Origin of the sequence: Lentzea kristufekii (genome assembly GCF_033949925.1) — a bacterium.
GTDB lineage: Bacteria > Actinomycetota > Actinomycetes > Mycobacteriales > Pseudonocardiaceae > Lentzea > Lentzea kristufekii.
Genome location: NZ_JAXAVV010000009.1, coordinates 256,422 through 277,626, shown reverse-complemented (window position 1 = coordinate 277,626; position 21,205 = coordinate 256,422). Strand labels below are relative to the sequence as shown.

The following is a 21,205-nucleotide window of genomic DNA, read 5'->3' as shown; positions in this document are numbered from 1 at the left end:
TCTGGGCTCACTGGCCGTAAACGTTCTGGTAGCGCTCGTAGAGCCGGTCGACGTGCTGTTGCTCGATCACGTCGGGCTTGCCGAGCTGGAGTGCGAAGTGGACGGTGCGGGCGACGTCTTCCACCAGCACCGCGGCTTTCACGGCGGCGCGGGCGGTCGCGCCGACGGTGAACGGGCCGTGGTTGCGCATCAGCACGGCCGGAGACCTGCTGGTGCTGAGGGTCTCCACGATCCCCTTGCCGATCGAGTCGTCGCCGATCAACGCGAACGGCCCGACCGGTATGTCGCCGCCGAACTCGTCCGCGATCATGGTGAGCACGCACGGAATGGGCTCACCGCGCGCCGCCCACGCTGTCGCGTAAGGAGAATGCGTGTGCACGACACCGCCGACGTGGGGCATGTGCCGGTACACGTACGCGTGGGCCGCGGTGTCGGAGGACGGCGCGAGCTCACCCTCGACGAGCTTGCCGTGCAGGTCGGTCACGACCATCGCGTGCGGTCCGAGCTCGTCGTAGGACACCCCGGACGGCTTGATCACCATCAGCTCGTGGTCGGGCACGCGCGCCGACACGTTGCCCGCCGTCCAGCTCACCAGCTCGTAGCGGGTCAGCTCGCGGTGGAGTTCGGCGACCGTGCGGCGCAGTTCTGCCGTTGCGGACATCAGCTCTTCCCCTCCAGGGCGGCGCGGCGGTACTCGCGCAGCCGGTGCATGACGTCGTTGGCACCCCTGCCGAAGTAGTCGTGCAGCTCCAGGTAGTCGTGGAAGAGCCGTTCGTACGCCTCGACGTTCTCCTGGACGGGTGTGAAAACGTTGCGCCGCACCGATCCCATCGAGTCCGACGCCTCGCGGATGTCCTGGTACGCGCCCGCCGCCACCGCGGCGTGCATCGCGGAGCCGAGCGCGGGCCCCTGCTCCGAGCCGATCACCGACAGCGGCAGGTTCACGACGTCGGCGTAGATCTGCATCATCAGCGTGTTCTTGATGAGCCCGCCGGCGATGACGAACTCGGTCACCGGCACGCCCGCGTCGGTGAAGGTGTCGATGATCATCCGGGTGCCGAACGCCGTGGCCTCCAGCAGCGCGCGGTAGACGTCCTCGGCCTTCGTGGCGAGCGTCTGGCCGACGACCACACCGGAGAGTTCGTGGTCGACCAGCACGGACCTGTTGCCGCTGTGCCAGTCGAGCGCGACGAGCCCGTGCTCGCCGACCTCCTGCCGCGCCGCGAGCTCGGAGAGCAGCTCGTGCACCGTGATGCCGCGCTCGCTCGCCTCCTCGTGGTAGGCGGGCGGCACCTGGTTGCGCAGGAACCACGCGAAGATGTCGCCGACACCGCTCTGCCCGGCCTCGTACCCCCACAGCCCCGGCACGATGCCGCCGTCGACGACGCCGCACATGCCCGGCACCTCGCGCAGCACGTCACCGCTCATCACGTGGCACGTGGAGGTGCCCATGATCGCGACCATCTGGCCGGGACCGACGGCCTGCGCGGCGGGCGCCGTCACGTGGGCGTCGACGTTGCCGACCGCCACCGCGATGCCCTGGCGCAGCCCGGTCCACTCGGCGGCCTGCGCGGTCAGTTCACCGGCCCGATCGCCGAGCGCGGACAGCGGGTGGTCGAGCTTGTCCGCGACGAAGGTCGCGAAGTCGGGGTTGAGCTCGGCGAGGAAGTCGTCGCTCGGATACCGGCCGTCCTGGTGGATGCCCTTGTACCCGGCGGTGCAGGCGTTGCGCGTGTAGGTGCCGGTGAGCTGCCAGACGATCCAGTCCGCGGCCTCGACCCAGTGCGCCATCGCCGCGTAGACCTCAGGCGCCTCCTCCAGCACCTGAAGGCCCTTCGCGAACTCCCACTCCGAAGAGATCAGACCGCCGTAACGCGCGAGCCACGGCTCCTTGCGCTGGTGCGCGAGCTCGTTGATCCGGTCGGCCTGCGGCTGCGCGGCGTGGTGGCGCCAGAGCTTGATGTAGGCGTGCGGGTTCTCCGCGAACTCCGGCAGGTCGCACAGCGGCGTGCCGTCCGCGGTGACCGGCACCATCGTGCAGGCGGTGAAGTCGGTCCCGATGCCGATCACCTGATCCGCGGAGATCCCGGCCGCCTCGACAGCCTGCGGGACGGCGGTGCGCAGGACGTCGAGGTAGTCGGCCGGGACCTGCAGCGCCCACTCCGGCGGCAGCGGCCGGCCGGTAGCGGGCAGCACCTGGTCCACCACTCCGTGGCGGTACTCGTGCACAGCGGTGCCGAGCTCCGCGCCGTCGCGGACGCGCACGACCACGGCGCGGCCGGACAGCGTGCCGAAGTCGACACCCACCACGCACGCGTCGCGGTCGATCGTCATGTCAGTCACGACCTGAGTGTTATCGCTAACAATCAGGGAGTCAAGATGTGCCCGATACATCGTGATTTCCCTGCGAGCGCGGGAAATGGGTGGGAGGTGAGCGCACGACAATCCGGTCCTCGTCGGGACCGGTGCGGAGCAGGCGCCGCGTGGGGGAACGGGCTGGCGCGAAAGGGCGCTCGCGCGCCCTGGGCCAGCGCGTGCCGGTCCGGTGCGTACCGGAGGGGCGTGTGCGCCAGGTGGTGCGGGCGCTACAGCTGGTGCGGGCGCCACGGTTGGTACCTGCACCGCAGTCGGTGCGGGCGCCACAGCTCGTGCGGGCGCCACGGTTGGTACCTGCACCGCAGTCGGTGCGGGCGCCACAGCTCGTGCGGGCGCCGCAGCTGGTGCAGGCGCCACAGCTCGTGCGTGTGTGCCGCAGTCACTGTGCAGCGAGCCTCCGGCGAAGGCGGCTGCTCCCCGGCCAAACCTTGCTCGACCCAACCGTGCCCAGTCGGACGTTGCCCAGTCGGACGTTGCCCAGTCGGTGCCACTGCCCAGTCGGTGCCACTGCCCAGTCGGTGCCACTGCCCGGCAGGTGCCTGCCCGGCTGATGCCCGCCCAGCAGGTGCATACCGCAATCACTGTGCAGCGAGTCCGCGGCGAGCGCGGCTGCTCCCCGGCCTACGTTGCCCAGCCGCCGCTTGGCGAAGCCGATGCTTGCCCAGCCAGTGCTTGGCCAGCCGATACGTGCCCAGCCGGTGCTTGCCCAGCCGGCGCTTGCCCAGCCGTGCTCGCCCACCCGGTGGGTGCCGCAATCACTTGGCGGCGAGCCTTCGGCGAGGGTGGCTGCTCTTCCAACAACCCTTGCCCAGCCAGACCTTGACCGCCCAGCTTGCCGCGCCGGCGCGTGCCCGGTCACCTGTGCGGCGAGGCGGTTGCCTCCGGCCTACGTCGCCCGGCCGACCTCGCCCAGCCCGACTTCTGCCGAGCCCGACTCAGCCCAGCCGACCTCACCCAGCCAACTTCGCCCAGCCCGACGTCGCCCAGCCCGACGTCGCCCAGCCCGACGTCGCCCAGCCCGACGTCGCCCAGCCCGGCCTCACACAGCCCGGCCTCACACAGCCCGGCCTCGCTCAGCCCGGCCTCACCCAGCCCGACCTCGCCCAGCCCCCGCCTACCGGGGCGGCGGTGCCACGCTGTCCCGCTTCACCAGCTTCGGCGCGACCGTCCGCTGCGGCCGGGCCGTCTCCCCGTCACTGAACTGCTCGAGCAGCAGACCGAGCGTCTCGCGTGCCACCGCGGCGAAGTCCGGGCGCACGGTGGTCAGTGGCGGGATGAAGTACGCGGCCTCGGGCACGTCGTCGAAGCCCACGACGCTGACGTCGTGCGGCACGTTCCTGCCGCGCTCGCTCATCGCGCGCAGCACGCCGAGGGCGAGGTGGTCGTTGGAGCAGAACACGGCCGTCACCTCGGGCATCCTGGCGAGCATCTGCCCTGCCCGGTAGCCCGACGCCGCGCTCCAGTCGGCCGCCACCACCGGTGGCACCTCGGCCGAGGTGGCGTCCAGCGCCGCGCGCCAGCCCTCCACGCGGCCCGCCGCGTCGAACCAGTCGGCGGGGCCGGATACGTGCCAGACCGTCTCGTGGCCCGCGTCGATCAGGTGCTTCGTGGCGTCGAAGGCGCCGGTCGCCTGGTCGACCGTTACGAGCGGGGTGGGGCGATCCGGGTCGCCGTCCACGGTCACCAGTGGGACTCCGGCCGGGACGTCGGCCAGGGCGTCTGCCGCGGACGAGTTCGGTGCGATGACCACGATGCCTGCCACGCGCTGGTCGCGGTGGCGTTCCACGGCGGCGGCGATGGAGTCGCGGTCCAGGACCTTGACCCTGCCGACGCTGACCGCGAACCCGGCCTCGCCCGCCGCCTCCTCGAAGGCGGACAGCAACGAGGCCGGGCCGTACAGCGTCGAGTTCTGCGCGACCACGCCGATGAGCTGCGTCTTGCCGGTGACCAGCGCGCGGGCCGCGCGGTTGGGCCGGTAGTCGAGCTCCTTGATGGCCGCCTTCACCCGCAGCCGGGTCTGCTCGCGGACGTTCGGGTGGTTGTTGAGCACACGCGAGACCGTCTGGTGCGACACCCCGGCAAGTCGTGCCACGTCGGTCATCGCGGGGTCACGCGACGTCTTCTCCACGAGCGGTCTCCGATCTTCGATCTGAGCCGGTGATGTTAGCGATAACACCAGGTCGGCTTCGATGCAGTGCTCATTGTCCACTTATTCGAGTCGGAATGTGGCACGTCGGCGCGCGTCGCGGTCCCTTCCTGGTCTGGACAACACCACGCGACCGTTGTCATGGGCGAGATACGTGTCCGCTCCGACACGCAGCGACACCGCGCCACCGTCCGCAAGTCCTGGTACACGAACGAAACTCGCCGCACGGCCGTACGCGTCGGTGTCCTCGAACGGGTCGATGCGGATCATGTCCCCGTCCACCCGCACGTACCGGTCCGGGAAGTTCACCGACTGCAGCGCGACCGTGCCGGCACCGAGAAAGCCCGGCACGAAGCGGAACTGGCTGTCGCCCAGGTCGCGGACGTTGCCGTCGACCCGCAGCCGGTACTCGTAGTGCCGCACCACCAGCGAAGGCGCGTCCACAGGTGACAACCGCACGATCGGTCCGCCGCGACCGACGGGAACGCCGAACGACGGTGTGCCGTCCGCGTTCCAGTGGAGCTTCTGAACGCGGGTGTGCCGGTTCGGGTCGAACAGCGGGTCGCCGGTGATGTCGCGGTAGTCGCGGGCGTGGTAGACGAGCACGTCGGTGGAACCCACCGTGGTGAACGAGTTGTGTCCCGGCCCGTACTGCGAAGTGGCGACATTTGTCGTGAACACCGGGTTCGGCGACTTCGTCCACGACCGCGCGTCGAGGAGGTTCGCGTTCTCGTCGGCGGTCAGCAGGCCCATGCAGTAACGGGCGTCGGTGGCGCTCGCGGAGAACGTCACGAACACGCGACCGTTGCGGACCAGCACCGCGGGCCCCTCGTTCACCTTGAAGCCCTGCACCTCCCACGACAACGTCGGCGTCGCGATGCGCACCGGGGCGGTCTTCAGCGCGAGCGGCGAGGCCATCTCGGCGATGTAGAGGTTGGTGTTGGTGGCGATGCCGGGTTCGCTCTGCGCCCACAGGAAGTAGCGCTTGCCCCGGTGCGCGAACGTGGTCGCGTCCAGGGTGAACGTGTCCCACGCCGTCTCCATCTGCCCGCGCAGCACCCAGCCGCCCTCACGCGGGTCGGCGTTCGGCGACTCCAGCACGTAGGTGCGGATCCGGAACGGTTCGTCCTTGTCACCGGCGGCGAAGTAGACGTACCACTTGCCGTCGATGCGGTGCAGCTCCGGCGCCCAGATGTAGCCGCCCATCCGGCCCGAAGCGGGCCGCCGCCAGATGGTGCGCTCACGGGCGGCGGACAGACCGTCCAGAGTGGACGCTCCGCGGATGACGACCCGGTCGTACTCGGGCACGGACCCGGTCAGGTAGTACATGCCGTCGGTCGGCGGCGTGATGAACGGGTCGGCGCGCTGTTCGACGAGCGGGTTGCGGGTCGGCAGCCCTGCCCCGGGTTCGGGGGCGGCGGTGGCGGCGGGCGCGGCGGAGCTGAGCGCCCCGGTCGCGGCGAGCACGCCACCCGTGGCCAGCAGAGAACGTCGGGAGATCACGAGCGGCTCCTGATCCGGAGGAACGTGACGGAGTTGGGCGGGAACGTGTGGGTGAAGCTGCTCGCCACCCTGACCTGCTCGGCACGAGCGCGGATCGGCTGGCTGAACTCGGTGTTCACGTCGTCGGGACGGCCCTGCAGCACGGTCGCCCGCGCCGTCGAGGCCACCGGCACGCCGAGGTCGATGCGCGTGCGAGCGGCGTTGTCCTGCGCGTTGACCACCTTGACGATCAGCTCACCGGTGGCGAGGTCGCGGGTGACGACCTGGCGGAACGGCTCGGCGAGCTTGTCGTCGGTGAACTCGCCCCACTTCTGGCCGTCGAGGAACAACGCGACGTGGCGTCCGCGGACCTCGACCCGCACGTCGTACGTGCGGCCGGTGTCGATGCGCGTGCCGTTGGTCATCAGCGTGCTCTTGGCGCCGCCGACGGCCTTCTCCACCGCGGACTGGGTGTTGTTCCAGCCACCGAGGTTCCACCAGTAGTAGTTGCCGGTGTCCTGCACGCCGAACGCGACGAGGAAGCCCTCGCGCCCGGCCTGCTTGGTGGCCTTGAGGTTCAGCGTGTAGTCACGCCAGCTCTTGTCGCCCGCCGTGACGAGGGTGTCCTCGGCCGCGGCGTCGGACTGGACGTAGGCGCCGTTCACGACGTTCCAGGCACCGCGGCCCGACTTCGTCCACTGCGCGTCGGTGCCGGAGAAGTCGTCGTTGAACAACGCCTGACCGGACGCGCTGGTCACGCTCACGTCGTCGTAGGTGGCCGCGGTCGCCCAGGTCGAGAGCCCGATGGCACCGGTGATCGGCGCCTGGGTGGACGGCGTGGCGGACGCGGTGCTCGGCACGACGTGGTCGCCCACGTTGGTCATGAAGAGCTTCTGCATCTCGTAGCTCGCCGAGCCCCACGACGCGTGGTTGTTGAACCAGATCATGTCCGGGCGCCACTGGACGTAGTCCTCGTTGGCCAGCAGCGGCGCGTACGACGCGAGCTTCACGACGTCGGCGTTGCGTTCGAGGCCGGTCATGAACGCCGCTTCGCTCAGCGCGTTGAAGTACCTGTTGTCCAGCGAGGCGTACTCGCCGAGGAACACCTTGGGACCGTTGCGGTCGTAGGAGTCGTAGCGGTTGTTGTTCTCCAGGAACCAGCTCGGGCTGTTGTAGTAGTGCTCGTCGACCATCTTCACGCCGGCCTGCTTGTTCAGCTGCCACAGGCGGTCGAACGTGCCGCCGGTGTCGTCGGGGCCGGTGTTGCTGACGACGGTGATGTCCGGGTACTTCGCGTTGATGGCGTCGCGGAACTTCGTGAAGCGAGCCATGAACTCGTCGGGCAGGTTCTCCTCGTTGCCGACCGCGAGGTGGGTCAGCTTGAACGGCTTGGGGTGCCCCATCTCGGCGCGCTTGCGGCCCCAGGTGGAGTCGGCGGGACCGTTGGCGAACTCGATCAGGTCGAGCGTGTCCTGGACGTGCCTGGCCAGCAACGCCGGGTCGTCCGTGGCGCGGTTCTGGCCGCAGCCGGTGACCAGCGCGGGCACGACCGGCAGCGGCATGGCGCCGATGTCCTCGGAGAACTGGAAGTACTCGTAGTAGCCGAGGCCGTAGGACTGGTTGTAGCCCCAGAAGTTCCAGTTGGTGGCGCGCTGCTCGACCGGGCCGATGGTGTCCTTCCACTGGTACGAGCGGCGGCGCTCGAAGTTCGGCGCGTCGTAGCCGTAGTGGCTGCCGGTGTTGACCAGGCAGCCGCCGGGGAACCGGACGAAGCCGGGTTTGAGCGCGGCGATCTTCTCGGCCAGGTCGCGGCGCAGGCCGTGGCCCTTGAAGGTGTCCTGGGGCATCAGCGAGACCATGTCGAGGCGCAGCGTTCCGGCGCCGCCGCCGGTGACCAGCAGCCTGCCGGTCGTCGAGGTCTTCTTCGCGCGGATCGTTCCGGTGTAGCGTGCCCAGCCGTCGCCGCGGACCTGGACCTGCACCGGATCGCCCAGAGCGGCTCCGGCGGGGTCGGTGATCGTGGCGGTGAGCGGGGTGCTCGCCTGGTCGGTGCGCGCCCAGACGGAGAAGTCGTAGCGCTGACCGCTCCGGACGGAGATGCCGCTGTTGTAGCCGGAGTTGATGACCCCGGCGGGCAGGCCCAGCTTCAGGTAGCGGCGGTTGCGCTCGTTCATCCGGCCGGCGTCGTCGGCGAGGTCCACGGTGCCGCTGTGCGGCGCCCAGGAGGTCAGGCCGTGGTAGCTCGCGTTGTCCGCCGGGTCGTACTCGAACGAGCGGTTCTGCACGAGCTCGGCGTACAGGCCGCCGTCGGCTGCGCGGTTGATGTCCTCGAAGAAGACGCCGTACATCGAGTCGTCGATGTACGCGCCCTTCTTCGTGGCGTCGATCTTGAGCGTGTAGTCGGTGTCGGCGGCCGCTCCCGATCCGGGAACGGCGACCAGGAGACTGGCCGCGAGAGCGGCGCTCAACAGGACGTGCTTGCGGGGCACGGGTTTTCCTCCCCAAGCTCGGAAGTGAGCGTTAACATAGGGCTGCGAACTCGTTACGAGCAAGACCTTGACGCGACAGTTGTGAGCGTTCACTCTTGTCCACCTGACAACCGCGGACACGCGGTCGAGCTCCGCGACACCGTCGTCACCCCGGAGGAACCCCAGTGCTGAAGAAGATCACGACAGTCGCCAGCGTGGTCCTGCTGAGCGCGCTCACCGCGTGCGGTTCAGGAGGTGGTGGGAGCACCGGTTCGACTACGCCCGGCGGCACCATCACCATGGGCTTCGCCCAGGTGGGAGCGGAAAGCGGCTGGCGCACCGCCAACACCAAGTCGATCCAGGACGAGGCCAAGACGGCCGGGATCGACCTGAAGTTCTCCGACGCGCAGCAGAAGCAGGAGAACCAGATCAAGGCGATCCGCTCCTACATCCAGCAGAAGGTCTCGGTGATCGCGTTCAGCCCGGTCGTGGAGACCGGCTGGGACACCGTGCTGCTGGAAGCCAAGCGCGCCAACATCCCGGTCATCCTCACCGACCGCTCGATCGATTCCGACGACACGTCGCTGTACAAGACGTTCCTCGGTTCGGACTTCGTCGAGGAGGGCCGCAAGGCCGGCGACTGGCTGGTGGCCAACGCCTCCGGCCCGACGAACGTCGTGGAGCTGCAGGGCACCACGGGCGCGGCTCCCGCGATCGACCGCAAGAAGGGCTTCGAGGAGAAGATCGCCTCCAAGCCCGACATCAAGGTCGTGGCGTCGCAGACCGGTGACTTCACGCGGTCCGGCGGCAAGCAGGTCATGGAGGCCTTCCTCAAGTCCCAGCCGAAGATCGACGTGGTGTACGCGCACAACGACGACATGGGCCTGGGCGCGATCGAGGCGATCAAGGCCGCCGGCAAGGTGCCCGGCAAGGACATCAAGATCATCACCGTGGACGCGGTGAAGGACGGCATGCAGGCGCTGGCCAACGGCGAGATCAACTTCATCGTCGAGTGCAACCCGTTGCTGGGCAAGCAGTTGATGGAGCTCGCGAAGAAGGTCGTGGCCGGCGAGCAGGTGCCGGAGCGGGTCGTGACCGAGGAGGGCACGTTCACGCAGGAGCAGGCGAAGGCCGTGCTCCCGCAGCGCCAGTACTGATTCAGCGCCAGTAGTCGTTCTCGGTAGCTTCTCCCCAGACCCCGCGGGGCCCGTCATCGCGCGCATCCGCGTGACGGGTCCCGCGGCCCCATCGACGAAGGCCAGAGCCCATGACCGAGTCACCGCCACCTGTCGTCGAGATGCGGGGCATCAGCCTCGCGTTTCCCGGCGTGAAGGCGTTGCAGGACGTCGACTTCCGGCTGTTCCCCGGTGAGGTGCACGCCCTCATGGGCGAGAACGGCGCCGGGAAGTCCACCCTCATCAAGACCTTGACCGGCGTGCACCGGCCCGACGCCGGCGAGGTCGTGCTGGCGGGCGAGAACGTGGCGTTCTCCTCCCCCGGCGAGGCCCAGCACGCCGGGATCAGCACGGTGTACCAGGAGGTCAACCTCTGCGCGAACCTCACGGTCGCGGAGAACATCCTGCTGGGCCGGGAACCTCGTCGCCTCGGCGGCATCGACTTCCCGGCGATGCGCCGCCGTGCCGCGGAGGTGCTGGCGCGCATCGGCGTGCACATCGACCCGGCGTCGAGCCTCGGCGAACACCCGATCGCGGTGCAGCAGCTGGTCGCCATCGCCCGTGCGATCGCGGTCGACTGCAGCGTGCTCGTGCTCGACGAGCCGACGTCCAGTCTGGACGCGGGCGAGGTCGCGGAACTCTTCCGGATCATGCGGGTGCTGCGCGACGAGGGCGTGGCGATCCTGTTCGTGTCGCACTTCCTCGACCAGGTCTACGAGATCTCCGACCGGATGACGGTGCTGCGCAACGGTGCGCTCGTCGGCGAGCACCTCACCGCCGACGTGGACCGGCGCACGCTCATCGCGCAGATGATCGGCCGCGACCTCGGCGCGCTGGAGGCCATCGAGGACGCCGCCGAGAAGCGCAAGCCCAGTGGACCGGCGCTGGTGCAGGCCGAGGGACTCGGCAAGCGCGGTGCGATCGAACCGTTCGACCTCGACATCCGGGCGGGTGAGGTCGTCGGCCTCGCCGGTCTGCTCGGCTCGGGCCGCACTGAGCTCGCCCGGCTGCTGTTCGGCGCCGACCGCGCGGACTCGGGCAGGGTGCTCGTGGACGGCGCGCCGCTGCGCCTGCGCGGACCGCGTTCGGCGATCGCGGCGGGCATCGCGTTCAGCTCCGAGGACCGCAAGGGCGAGGGCGTCGTCGCGGACCTGTCGATCCGCGACAACCTGGTGCTCGCGATGCAGGCGGCCCGCGGCTGGACGCGTCCGCTGTCGCGCAGGACCAAGGACCAGCTGGTCGAGAAGTACCTGAAGGCACTGGACATCCGGCCCGCCAACCCGGACGCGCTGGTGCGCACCCTGTCCGGCGGCAACCAGCAGAAGGTCCTCCTCGCGCGCTGGCTCGTCACCGAGCCGCGGCTGCTGATCCTGGACGAGCCGACCAGGGGCATCGACGTCGGCGCGAAGGCGCAGATCCAGCAGCTCGTCACCACGCTCGCCGCGGAGGGCACCGCGATCCTGTTCATCTCCGCGGAACTGGAGGAGGTCGTGCGCATCGCCGACCGGATCGTCGTGCTGCGCGACCGGCGCAAGATCGCCGAGCTGGACGGCTCGGTGACCGGTGTGGACGAGGTCGTCGAGCTGATCGCGGGCGGGGCCGCGCCGGAGAAGGTGGTGTCGTGAACAGCCAGGACGAACTCACCGCCGCTCACGGCCCGACCGCACCGGAAGAGGTGACCCCATGAAGAACCGGTTGCTGTGGCCGCTGCTGGCGCTGGTCGCGCTGTTGCTGCTCAACCTCGCCGTGACGCCGTCGTTCTTCGCGTTGCGCATGCAGGACGGCCACCTCTACGGCGGTCTGGTCGACGTGCTGAAGAACGGCGCGCCGACCCTGCTGATCGCTCTCGGCATGACGCTGGTGATCGCCACCCGCGGCATCGACCTCTCCGTCGGCGCGGTGGCGGCGATCGCGGGTGCCGTGACGTGTGTCCACATCGGAACGTCGGGCAGTGCCGGCACCGCGTTCGCCGGCATGGCGATCGCGCTGGTGCTCTGCGCGGTGCTGGGGCTGTGGAACGGGTTCCTGGTGGCGGGGCTCGGCATCCAGCCGATCATCGCGACCCTGGTGCTGATGACCGCGGGACGTGGCGTGGCCATGCTCGTGACCGAGGGGCAGATCGTCACGGTCAACAACACCGCCTACCGCCAGGTCGGCGCCGGGTTCGTGGTGCTGCCGGTTTCGATCCTGATCGCCCTGCTGGTGCTGGGGCTGGTGGCGTTCGCGACCCGGAAGACCGCGCTCGGCATGCTGATCGAGGCCGTCGGGGTCAACCCCGAGGCATCACGGCTGGCCGGGGTGCGGTCCCGCACGATCATCTGGACCGTCTACGTGTTCGCCGCCGTGTGCGCGGGCATCGCCGGGCTGATGATCAGTTCCAACGTCAGCGCGGCCGACGCCAACAACGCCGGGCTGTGGATCGAGATGGACGCGATCCTCGCCGTCGTCATCGGCGGCACGTCGCTCGCCGGCGGGCGCTACTCGCTCACCGGCACGTTGCTCGGCGCGCTGATCATCCAGACCCTCACCACCACCGTCTACACGATCGGCGTCGCCCCGGAGGTGACGCTGGTCTTCAAGGCGATCGTCGTCATCGCGGTGTGCCTGGTCCAGGCGCCGAAGGCCCGTGCCGCACTGAGCTTCCGGAAGGTGGCCGTCTCATCATGACCACTCTCACCCAACGGGTGCCCTCGCGGTTCCTGCCGGTGCTCGCGACCGTCGTGCTGTTCGTCCTCGCGTTCGGCGTCGGCTCGGCGCGCTACGACGGGTTCGCGTCCGGCCAGGTGATCGCGAACCTGTTCATCGACAACGCCTTCCTGATCGTGCTCGCCGCCGGCATGACGTTCGTGATCCTGAGCGGCGGCATCGACCTGTCCGTCGGCTCGGTCGTCGCGTTGTCCACGATGGTCACGGCCTCGGGTCTGCAGGCGGGGTGGCCCGTGCCGCTGGTGGTCCTCGCGGTGCTGCTCACCGGCTCCACGCTCGGCCTGCTGATGGGCCTGGTGATCCACAAGTTCGACATCCAGCCGTTCATCGTCACGCTCGCCGGCATGTTCCTAGCCCGCGGCCTGTGCTTCCTGATCAGCGTGGAGTCGGTGTCCATCAAGGACAGGACGTTCCGCGACGTCGCCACCACCGCGATCGAGCTGCCCGGCGGCGTCACCATCACCTACAACGTGGTGATCGCGTTGCTGGTCGTCGCCGCGGCGATGTACGTGCTGCACCGCACCCGCTTCGGCCGCACGGTCTACGCGGTCGGCGGCAACGAGTCGTCCGCGCTGCTGATGGGCCTGCCGACCACCCGCGTCAAGGTGGGCGTCTACGTCATCAGCGGCCTCTGCTCGTCGCTGGCCGGTCTGCTGTTCAGCCTCTACATGCTGTCCGGCTACGGCCTGCACGCGGTCGGCATGGAACTGGACGCCATCGCGGCGGTCGTGATCGGCGGGACGCTGCTGGCGGGCGGTGTCGGGTACGTGCTCGGCGGGCTGGTCGGCGTGCTCGTGCTCGGCACGATCCAGACGCTGATCTCGTTCCAGGGCACGCTCAGCTCGTGGTGGACGAAGATCGTGATCGGTGTGTTGCTGCTGGTGTTCATCGCCGTGCAGCGGACTATGGTTCGGCGGTGAGACGCACTCGCCCCCTGCTGTTCGTCCTGCTCGCGCTGCTCGTGGCGGTCGTCGGCGTGGTGGTCCTGCGGGATCCGCAGAGTGTCGCGGGCACCCCCGTGGCCGGTCAGAGCGCCGCGACCACTCAGGCCACGACCACCACGGCCGCGACCACGTCCGTTCCGAGCCCGACGACGACCACCACCACCACGACGACAACGACCCGGGCGGGCGCTCCCCTGGCCGGGAAGATCAAGCCGGGTGAGCCCCGTCAGGGAGTCGCGACGTTCTACGACTCCGACGGCGGCGGCGCGTGCTCGTACGATCCGGGCCCCGACCCGCTGACCGCCGCGATGAACGTGGCGGACTACGAGAACTCCGCCGCGTGCGGGGCGCACGTCCGGGTCCAGGCCGGCGGGAAGACCATCACGGTGCGGATCACGAACCTCTGCCCCGCGCCGTGCCGTCCGGGGCAGCTGGACCTCAGCGCGGAGGCGTTCGCCCAGCTCGCACCGCCCGTGAAGGGTGAAATCCCGATCACCTGGACCCTCGTCAGCCCGGACACGTCCAAAACCATCGCGATCCGCTACAAGACCGGCTCGAGCCAGTACTGGTGCGGGATCCAGGTCCTCGACCACCGCAACCCCGTGGCCCGGCTGGAGGTCCAGGCGGGCGGGCAGTGGCGGCAGCTGAAACGCGCCGAGTACAACTACTTCCTCTCCGAGAACGGTGCCGGGTGCGGCGGGACCGTCGCGGTCACCGACGTTTACGGCGAACGCCTGGTGGTGAATGCCCTGCCAGTCAGGCCGGACGCGGTGCAGCCGACGAACCTGCAGTTCGCCCGCGCCGGGGAATGAGACCAGCGCGGGAGTTGTTGATCGTGGACATGGCAGATGTGAAGCTCAGCCCGACCGAGTGGGTCCAGGAGCAGACGAAGAAGATCCTCGAGACCGGCACGACCGAGGGCATCCTGGTCCTCGGCAAGCCGATCGTGCTGCTGACCGTCCGCGGCGCGAAGACCGGCGCCCTGCGCTACACCCCGGTCATGCGCGTGGAGCACGGCGGCAGCTACGCGGTCGTCGCCTCCAAGGGCGGCGCGCCCGAGCACCCCACCTGGTACTACAACATCAAGGCGCACCCGGAGATCGTCCTGCAGGACGGCACCGAGGTGAAGGACTACGTCGCGCGCGAGGTCGACGGCGCCGAGCGGGCCGAGTGGTGGGAGCGCGCCGTCGCGGCCTACCCCAGCTACGCCGAGTACCAGGAGAAGACCGACCGGCAGATCCCGGTGTTCGTGCTCGACCCGAAGTAGGCGTCACCAGGCGAGGGGAAGCGTGGCGAGGTAGTCGCCGAGCTTCCCCGCGATCAGCCGGTGGTCGCGCGCGGAGAAGTGCCAGTCGCACCCGAGGCGGTCCAGTGCCGGGTCGCTGTAGTTCCAGTGGCGGACCCGGCTGTCGCCCTGGCCGTTGCGGTCCTGCACGACCTGGCGGACGGCGTCGGCGAACGCGCCGGACGCCTCGGGGACGCTCACGACGATCGTCGTGGCAGGGCCGTACCGGGTGCGCAGCTTGTCGAGGAAGCCCTGGTAGGCGGACTTGTACGCGGTGACCAGGCTGTTCTGGTCGGGCCACTGCTCGCCGGGGTTGAGGGCGGTGGAGAAGTCGTTGGTGCCCAGGCCGACCACGACCAGCTGCGGCCGCCACGTGCCGGGGTTGCGCCACACGTCGCCCTCGACGTGCAGCAACGCCCGGTCGTAGTAGGTGCGGTAGCTGGTTCCGGGGGTGTGACCGTTGTAGTTGCGCACCACGCCCAGCCCGGAGAACGCGTTGACCTGGTAGTCGGCGTTCAGCGCCTTCGCGGCGAGCGCCCCGAAGCTGATGTCGGTGTTGGTGTTGCGCGCGACGCCGCCGTTGGCGGAGCAGTCACGGGTGGTCGAGAGGTTGCCGTAGCCCGCGGTCAGGGAGTCGCCGATGAACTCGATCTGACGGGTCCGTGCCGCGGGTTTGGCGAGGACCGTCCCGCCGTTCGCCGCCACGAAACCGCCGAACTCCCCCGCCGCCCAGGTGCTCTCGGTCCGCTTGACCAGCCGCACGCGGTGCTCGGCGTTGGCGAGGTCGCGCACCCAGTACGTCGTCTTGCCCGGCGTCACCAGCGTCGCGACGGTCGCGCCGTCGATCTGCACGTCGTAGTCGTTCACCGAGTCGTTGAGGACGATCCCGACGCCGGTGCCCCGGAAACGGCCCTCGAAGTAGACCCCCGGCCAGGTGTACTGGCCGGACGCGGTGACGCGGCCCGCGGTGTGCGCCTGGGTCAGCGGGTCCGGTGCGGGCGCCGTTCCCGTGCACGCCGTGCCGTTGAGGGCGAAGCCGGCGGGGACGGGGTTCGAGCCGCTCCTGGTGCCGGCGAACCCCAGTCCGGTGCTCGCCCCGGTGCCGAGGGAGCCGTTGTAGGCGGCGTTGCCGACCGTCACGTCCGCGCCGGTCTGGCGCACGGTCCCGTTCCACAGCTGGGCGACCGTCTGTCCTGCGCCGAACGTCCACGTCAGCTGCCAGCCGTTGACGGCGTCACCGAGGTTGGTGACGGTCACGTCGGCGATGAAGCCGCCCTGCCACTCCTGGGTCACCTGGTAGGAGACCTCGCACCCGGCGGCGGCCGCGGCCTGGGGCGCGCCGCTCAGCGCGGCCGCCGCGGTCAGGACGAGGACGGCCGTGGCCGCCGACTTGGACCGGTACACCTGCACCTCCGCAGAAAGTCCACTGTGGACCGGTGAGACCGCCCACCTCCAGAACGTAGCCCAGACACCGCCTCCGTTCCTAGATCTCGTTCCACAGCAACAGTTTTTCTGCGAATCGACGGTGGTGTTTCGACAGCGGACGCGAATCGGATCGACGCCGTTCGACGATTTCGGTCCTCGCTCAGCGTTCTGCCGCCGCGAACACCGGGTTCGAGTAGAACCAGAGGTCCTCCCACGGGTCCGACTGACCGGCGACGTCGAGTGCGGGCCCGGCCGGATCGACCTCGACGCCGTGGTGCCCCGCTGCGCTCCGCTTGCCGTCGGTCCCGCGGACACGGAGGTAGAACGGCCCGTCGACGGTGATCTGGTGGACCAGCTCGACAACGCCGGTCCGCTTTCGCACGTCCCAGGACTTCACGACCTTCGTGTGCGGTGCGTCCAGCACCGATCGGTCCGCGGCAGGGCCGGTGATCCTGCCGGTGATCAGGTCGACCCTGGCGAGCCCCGGCACGAACCCGGCGAAGTTCGCACTGTCCGCGAGGTCGATCCTGATCACCACCTCCACCACGGCACCGCGGCGCACCCGCAGCGTGCCGCCCATCCCCGCACCGGGCTCGCGCGACCCGCGCGGACGCAGCCGCACGTCCAGACCCGCCACGAGATCTCCGTGGCAGACCCACATCCGGCCGGCCCGCATCGCCCGCATCACCTCGCGGTGCTCACGCCGGGTGACACCGACCCACGTCTTGCTGTAGGCACCGGGCGGGAACGAGCTGTACTCGATGATCGGGCGGCCGGAGTTGACCGGGTCCGGGAAGCGGCCGGTGCTGGTGAACGTGCGTCCCTCGCTGTCGTACGGCACGTTGTCGTAGGCCTGCTGGTCCAGCCGGTCGACGGGATTCTTCACCCAGTCACCGCAGCCCTGGTGGCCGTCGGAGGTCGCGGTGATCCACCACGGTCTTCCCTCGGCCAGCAGACTGTCCCAGAAACCGCCGACGGTGGCCGCGGTCCAGTCGAACCCTCCCCAGGTGCGGTAGCTCTCGGCGGGGTAGCCGGGAAAGGAGAACCTGCTGGGCGCCGAGTCGTACAACCCGCGGCCGCGCGCCATGCCCGGTGCGGGCAGGCCGGCCGCCTGATGCCCCGGCGCGCCCTCCATGCCGATCACGATGCCGGGGGCGGTGTCCCGCCAGTTGCGGGTCTCCTGCGGGGAGTTGATGCCGAGCCGGGACGGGTGGTTGGGCAGCACCAGCGCGTCGGCGGCGCGTCCGGTGGCCACGGCGTCACGCAGGAACTTCAACGCCTCCACCGCGATCGCCTCGTTGGCGGGCGTGCCGTCCCTGGTGCCGTTCACCCGCGCGTCGAACCGGGTGACGAACTCCTGGAGGAGGTCGGCCTCGTGGCGACCCGGCGCGAGCATCAGCGTGGTGTGCTCCCCCGCCGGGATGTTCCACTCCAGCCCGGTGAACACGAGCATGTCCTCGTACTGGCGCCGCGCCGCCGCGATGTCCGCGACGAGCGAAGGAACGCTGTGCGTCGCGAACGGGACGTTGCCGTGGTCGGTGATGGTGAGCCAGCTCAGGCCGTGCTTCGCCGCTCGTTGCACCTGAGCGGCCACCGGGTACATGGCGTCGTTGCTGTACTGGCTGTGGATGTGGTGGTCGCCGGCGAGCCACAGGTAGCCGCCACGGCGCTCGTCGTGCGCGTGTGCGGGCGTGCCGGCGAGCACGGCCCCGGCCGCGAGACCTGTGCCTTTGAGGAATCCGCGTCGGTCGGTCATCAGGAGGCCCTGGTGTAGATCACGCCGAGCGAGTCGACCTCGTCACCGGAACGGCCGTGGAACCCGGCGATCTGCCAGCCCGCGGGCGCGGTGTGGGTGACGGAGCTCGACGTCTCGCCGCCGCCGGACAGGACGCGGCCCGTGCTGGTCGTGAACCCGGCGCGGAAGATCCTGGTGCGGCCGTTGTACTGGGCCGAGTGCAGGGTGACCGACTTCAGGTACTCCCCTTGTGCCAGCGTCAGCTGCTGCGCCGTCCCGCCACCGCCGCCATGCGTGAAGGCCGTGCCGTCGGCGAACGAGAGGCCGACCTGGTCGAGCCTCGATCCCGCGCGCAGGCTGACCCCGGTGACGCGCTGCCCCAGCGGAACCGAGGCGACGTCGGTGAACGGCGTGCCGTGCGGTCCGCCGAACGGGTCGCTGAGCGACAGCGCGGAGTTGAGCGTCCACCGGAAGTCCGCCGCGATCGGGTAGTGGTCGGACAGCATCTTGTCGTCGGCGGTGCGGAAGGCCGCGTTCTCGTTGGCGTAGCGGCTCAGGTCGAGCGTGATGTACCGGTTGCCGCGGTAGAGGATCTTGTCCACGACCTCGCACGCGTCGGTGATGTTCTGGTCGTCGCACCCGATCGTCGGGCTGCCGGCGGCCGGCGGCGTGCCACCGCGTTCCTCCTCGACCCAGGCGTCCTTGAGCCCGTTGGCGGACAGCAGTTCCCGGATGTTGTCGGCGGCGCGGGTGTACCGGGTGTTGGTGTCGCCCGCGATGACGACGGCGTTGCCCGCCGAGTTCGCGGTGACGAACCGGGAGAGCTCGCTGATGTTCGCCCGGCGTGCGGCCAGGTCGGCCTCGGCCGAGCCCGCGTTGGCGTGCACGTTGTAGAAGTCGATCAGCACTCCCTCCGCCACCCGGATCCGCGAGAAGGTGAAGCCCTTGGGGGTCAGGCAGTCGGTGCCGTTGCACCTGTCCCACCTGTCGCGGGCGAGGTCGGAGTACCGGTGGTCCGACAGGGTGTTGAGCCCGTCGCCGAACGGGACACCGCCGCTGGTCGGCGTGCGGAACGGGTGCGTGTTGTTGGCGTAGAGGGAGGCGTGGTAGTTGAAGTCCTCCTGCACGTGGACGACGTCGTACGGCCGGATGCGCTGGCCGATGATCGGCGTGTTCACCCGCGGGTTGCCGCTGGACAGCCCTTCCGGCAGGCCGGCGACGTTGTAGCTGAGCACCGAGAACGTGCCGCTGGACGGGGGTGCCGCCGTGGCAGCGCCCGGCACCACCCCCACCAGCAGGCCAACGGCAGCAACAGTTCCGGCCAATCGGACCATTCTCATCGCACGACTCCTGACGCCCGTTCGAGCTGACGCCCCGAGGTTAGGACGATGTGAATCCGATTCACATACCGCTGGAGTGACAACAACATGTACACAAGGCAACGCGAACCGCGATCCTAATTGGACCCGATGGCCGTACCGGTGACCGCGCCGCCGGACTTGGTGACGTGGTAGGTGACCTTGGCGCCACTCCAGTAGTGGAACGTGAGCGTCACTCGCGCGTCGTCCCTGACCGCGGCGAAGAAGTCGGGCGTCAGGATCGTGCGGCCGTCGGAGTAGTTCGGCCGGAAGGCCCGGTCGTACTCCTTGAACGACGTCCAGTCGTGCGGCCCCGCGTTGGTGCCGTCGTCGTACTTGGCCTCCATGGTGGCGAGCTGGTCACCGCGGAAGGCCGTGGGGATCTCGAACTTCTCCGTCGTCCCCGAGGCGCCGGACAGCACCGGGGTGTCGTAGGTGATGACGTAGAACCGCCACGGCACGCCGTGGGAGAAGCGGGCCGTCAGCACCGCGTTCGTGCCGTAGCCCCGGGAACCGCTCAACCTCGTCAGCGCCGGCTCGGTCAGGGTGAGCTGGTCGCCCGAGATCGTGTAGTCACGGCCGCGCGTCAGCTTCGTGGAGCCGTGGTAGAGGTCGGTGAACTTCGTGCCGTTGAGGTTGAGCGCGACGGTCTTCGCGGTGATGGGGCTCGACTTCTCGATGAACACCTGGTCGGTGTGGGCCGTGCCGGAGCGGGTCGTCCAGCTCGACCTGATCTGCGCGTAGAGCTCGGGGTCGTTCCACTGCCCCGAGGTCCGGTTGAGGTGCTGGCCGTTGTCCCACAACATGGTCGTGAGCTGCTTGGTGCGGGCGTGGTGGCCGAGGTGCTCGAAGAACTTGAGCTTCTCGCCCTGCTCGATGGTGCCGGTGTGGCGGTCGAACCCGAGCAGGCCGTACTCGCCGATGATCACCGGGATGCCGCGCGCGACGAAGCTGTCGTGCACGCGGTCGAACGTGTCGGTCAGGTCCTTCTGCGCGGTCGCGTCGAAGCGCGTGCCACCGGCGACGTTCACGCTGAACGGCCAGTAGCCGTAGTAGTGCACGGTCGCGATCAGGTCGGGGTCGGCGAACCCGCGGATCTGCTCCACCAGCGCGTCGACGTACGTCTGCTCGGACGAGGTGTGCAAGGTCGGCAGGACCAGCAGGCGGGTGGCGTTGTTGCCGCCCGACCGGCGCACGATGTCGCGGAACGACGCGTTCAGCTCGCGGTTGAGCTCGATCTCCTGCGGCTTGCCGGTGCTCCCGGTGAACTGCGGCTCGTTCCAGCTCTCGAAGGTCAGCTTGGGACCGAACTCGGTGAAGGCGCCCGCCAGCTGCGTCCAGATCGCGTTGAACCGGGTCAGCACGCCGTCGTGCTCCGCCGGCATGTTCAGGATCCACTGCCACGAGTCGTGGTGGATGTTGAGCATCACGTACAGGTCGCGCGCCAACGCCCAGCGCACGACCTCCTTGACACGGGCGAGGTACGCCGGCTCGATCACGTGGTCGGGCCCCAGGTGTGCGCTCCACGTGACGGGCAGGCGCACGCTCTTGAAGCCCTGCGCCTTCACGTTGTCCAGCAGGGCTTCCGTGATGCGCGGGTTGCCCCACGACGTCTCGTCGCCGCCCGTCGAGTCGAGCGTGTTGCCCAGGTTCCACCCCGGCTGCATCGCCGCGGTGTGCTGCATCGCGCTGAGGCGCGGACCGCCGTGGACGCAGGTGACTCCGTTGAGGAAGAACGACAACGGCGCCGTGTTGGCCTCCGCCCAGGTGCCGTGGAAGCCGAACTTCACCGTCGCACCGGTCGCGATCCTGGCGTTGTACCCGGCGTCCTCGGCGGTGACCTGATGACCGGACTCGGTGATCTTCGCGTTCCAGCCGTGGCCCGCCTGCTGGCCGGACGGCCACTCCCAGGTCAGTTCCCAGCCGTCGAGGGGCGCGCCGCGGTTGGTCACGGCGACGTCGGCGACGAAGCCGCCCTGCCACTGGCCGGTCGTCGAATAGGTGATCTCACAGCCGGTCTCGGCGGCCGCGGACGCCGTCATCGGTGCGACGGTGGCCACCAGGGCCACCACCGCGCCGAGCACTGCCCTGCGTGATCCGTTCAT

General features: G+C 69.5%; 15 protein-coding genes. 6 read left to right on the top strand and 9 right to left on the bottom strand.

The window, feature by feature from the left end; translation table 11 throughout:
* Positions 1–7 precede the first annotated feature (7 nt).
* The 5 genes from SK571_RS20420 to SK571_RS20400 form a co-directional block, all read right to left on the bottom strand.
* Positions 8–661, bottom strand: coding sequence for an L-ribulose-5-phosphate 4-epimerase (locus SK571_RS20420; RefSeq protein ID WP_319985682.1), 654 nt, complete (start codon positions 659–661; stop codon positions 8–10).
* Entirely contained in the window at positions 661–2,334 is a 1,674-nt protein-coding gene (araB, locus tag SK571_RS20415; RefSeq protein ID WP_319985746.1) for a ribulokinase, read from the bottom strand. Before araB ends, SK571_RS20420 begins: the two co-directional genes overlap by 1 nt.
* 1,156 nt (positions 2,335–3,490) lie before the next feature.
* A complete protein-coding gene (locus SK571_RS20410) occupies positions 3,491–4,477 on the bottom strand; it encodes a LacI family DNA-binding transcriptional regulator (protein WP_406602010.1) in 987 nt (328 codons plus the stop codon).
* Between the two features lie 108 nt (positions 4,478–4,585).
* Positions 4,586–6,025 (bottom strand): family 43 glycosylhydrolase, encoded by a 1,440-nt coding sequence (locus tag SK571_RS20405; RefSeq protein WP_319985680.1) that lies wholly within the window; start codon positions 6,023–6,025, stop codon positions 4,586–4,588.
* Positions 6,022–8,493 (bottom strand): alpha-L-arabinofuranosidase C-terminal domain-containing protein, encoded by a 2,472-nt coding sequence (locus SK571_RS20400; protein ID WP_319985679.1) that lies wholly within the window; start codon positions 8,491–8,493, stop codon positions 6,022–6,024. The genes SK571_RS20405 and SK571_RS20400 overlap by 4 nt, the downstream gene beginning before the upstream one ends.
* Before the next feature lie 164 nt (positions 8,494–8,657).
* On the opposite strand from SK571_RS20400, the gene SK571_RS20395 reads away from it, so the two are divergent.
* The 6 genes from SK571_RS20395 (at position 8,658) to SK571_RS20370 (ending at position 14,564) form a co-directional block, all read left to right on the top strand.
* Positions 8,658–9,629, top strand: coding sequence for an ABC transporter substrate-binding protein (locus SK571_RS20395; protein WP_319985678.1), 972 nt, complete (start codon positions 8,658–8,660; stop codon positions 9,627–9,629).
* Positions 9,630–9,739: 110 nt separating this feature from the next.
* Entirely contained in the window at positions 9,740–11,272 is a 1,533-nt protein-coding gene (locus tag SK571_RS20390; protein WP_319985677.1) for a sugar ABC transporter ATP-binding protein, read from the top strand.
* A 58-nt stretch (positions 11,273–11,330) separates the two neighbouring features.
* Positions 11,331–12,314, top strand: a complete 984-nt coding sequence (locus tag SK571_RS20385) for an ABC transporter permease (protein WP_319985676.1) — start codon at positions 11,331–11,333, stop codon at positions 12,312–12,314.
* Complete coding sequence (gene yjfF, locus SK571_RS20380) at positions 12,311–13,273, top strand: galactofuranose ABC transporter, permease protein YjfF (protein ID WP_319985675.1); 963 nt, start codon at positions 12,311–12,313, stop codon at positions 13,271–13,273. The genes SK571_RS20385 and yjfF overlap by 4 nt, the downstream gene beginning before the upstream one ends.
* Positions 13,270–14,109 carry an expansin EXLX1 family cellulose-binding protein gene (locus SK571_RS20375; protein ID WP_319985674.1) on the top strand — a complete coding sequence of 280 codons (840 nt, stop codon included), beginning with the start codon at positions 13,270–13,272 and terminating at the stop codon, positions 14,107–14,109. The genes yjfF and SK571_RS20375 overlap by 4 nt, the downstream gene beginning before the upstream one ends.
* A 29-nt stretch (positions 14,110–14,138) precedes the next feature.
* Complete coding sequence (locus SK571_RS20370; protein ID WP_319985745.1) at positions 14,139–14,564, top strand: nitroreductase family deazaflavin-dependent oxidoreductase; 426 nt, start codon at positions 14,139–14,141, stop codon at positions 14,562–14,564.
* Between the two features lie 3 nt (positions 14,565–14,567).
* On the opposite strand, the gene SK571_RS20365 is transcribed toward SK571_RS20370, so the two are convergent.
* From SK571_RS20365 to SK571_RS20350, 4 genes are all read right to left on the bottom strand, one after another.
* The gene (locus SK571_RS20365; protein ID WP_319985673.1) at positions 14,568–15,986 is read right to left on the bottom strand and encodes a cellulose binding domain-containing protein; all 1,419 of its coding nucleotides are present in this window, start codon (positions 15,984–15,986) and stop codon (positions 14,568–14,570) included.
* A gap of 181 nt (positions 15,987–16,167) precedes the next feature.
* Complete coding sequence (locus SK571_RS20360; protein ID WP_319985672.1) at positions 16,168–17,763, bottom strand: PHP domain-containing protein; 1,596 nt, start codon at positions 17,761–17,763, stop codon at positions 16,168–16,170.
* On the bottom strand, positions 17,763–19,082 hold the full coding sequence (locus SK571_RS20355; protein ID WP_319985671.1) for a jacalin-like lectin: 1,320 nt from the start codon (positions 19,080–19,082) through the stop codon (positions 17,763–17,765). Before SK571_RS20355 ends, SK571_RS20360 begins: the two co-directional genes overlap by 1 nt.
* Positions 19,083–19,198: 116 nt before the next feature.
* Entirely contained in the window at positions 19,199–21,205 is a 2,007-nt protein-coding gene (locus tag SK571_RS20350) for a cellulase family glycosylhydrolase (protein ID WP_319985670.1), read from the bottom strand.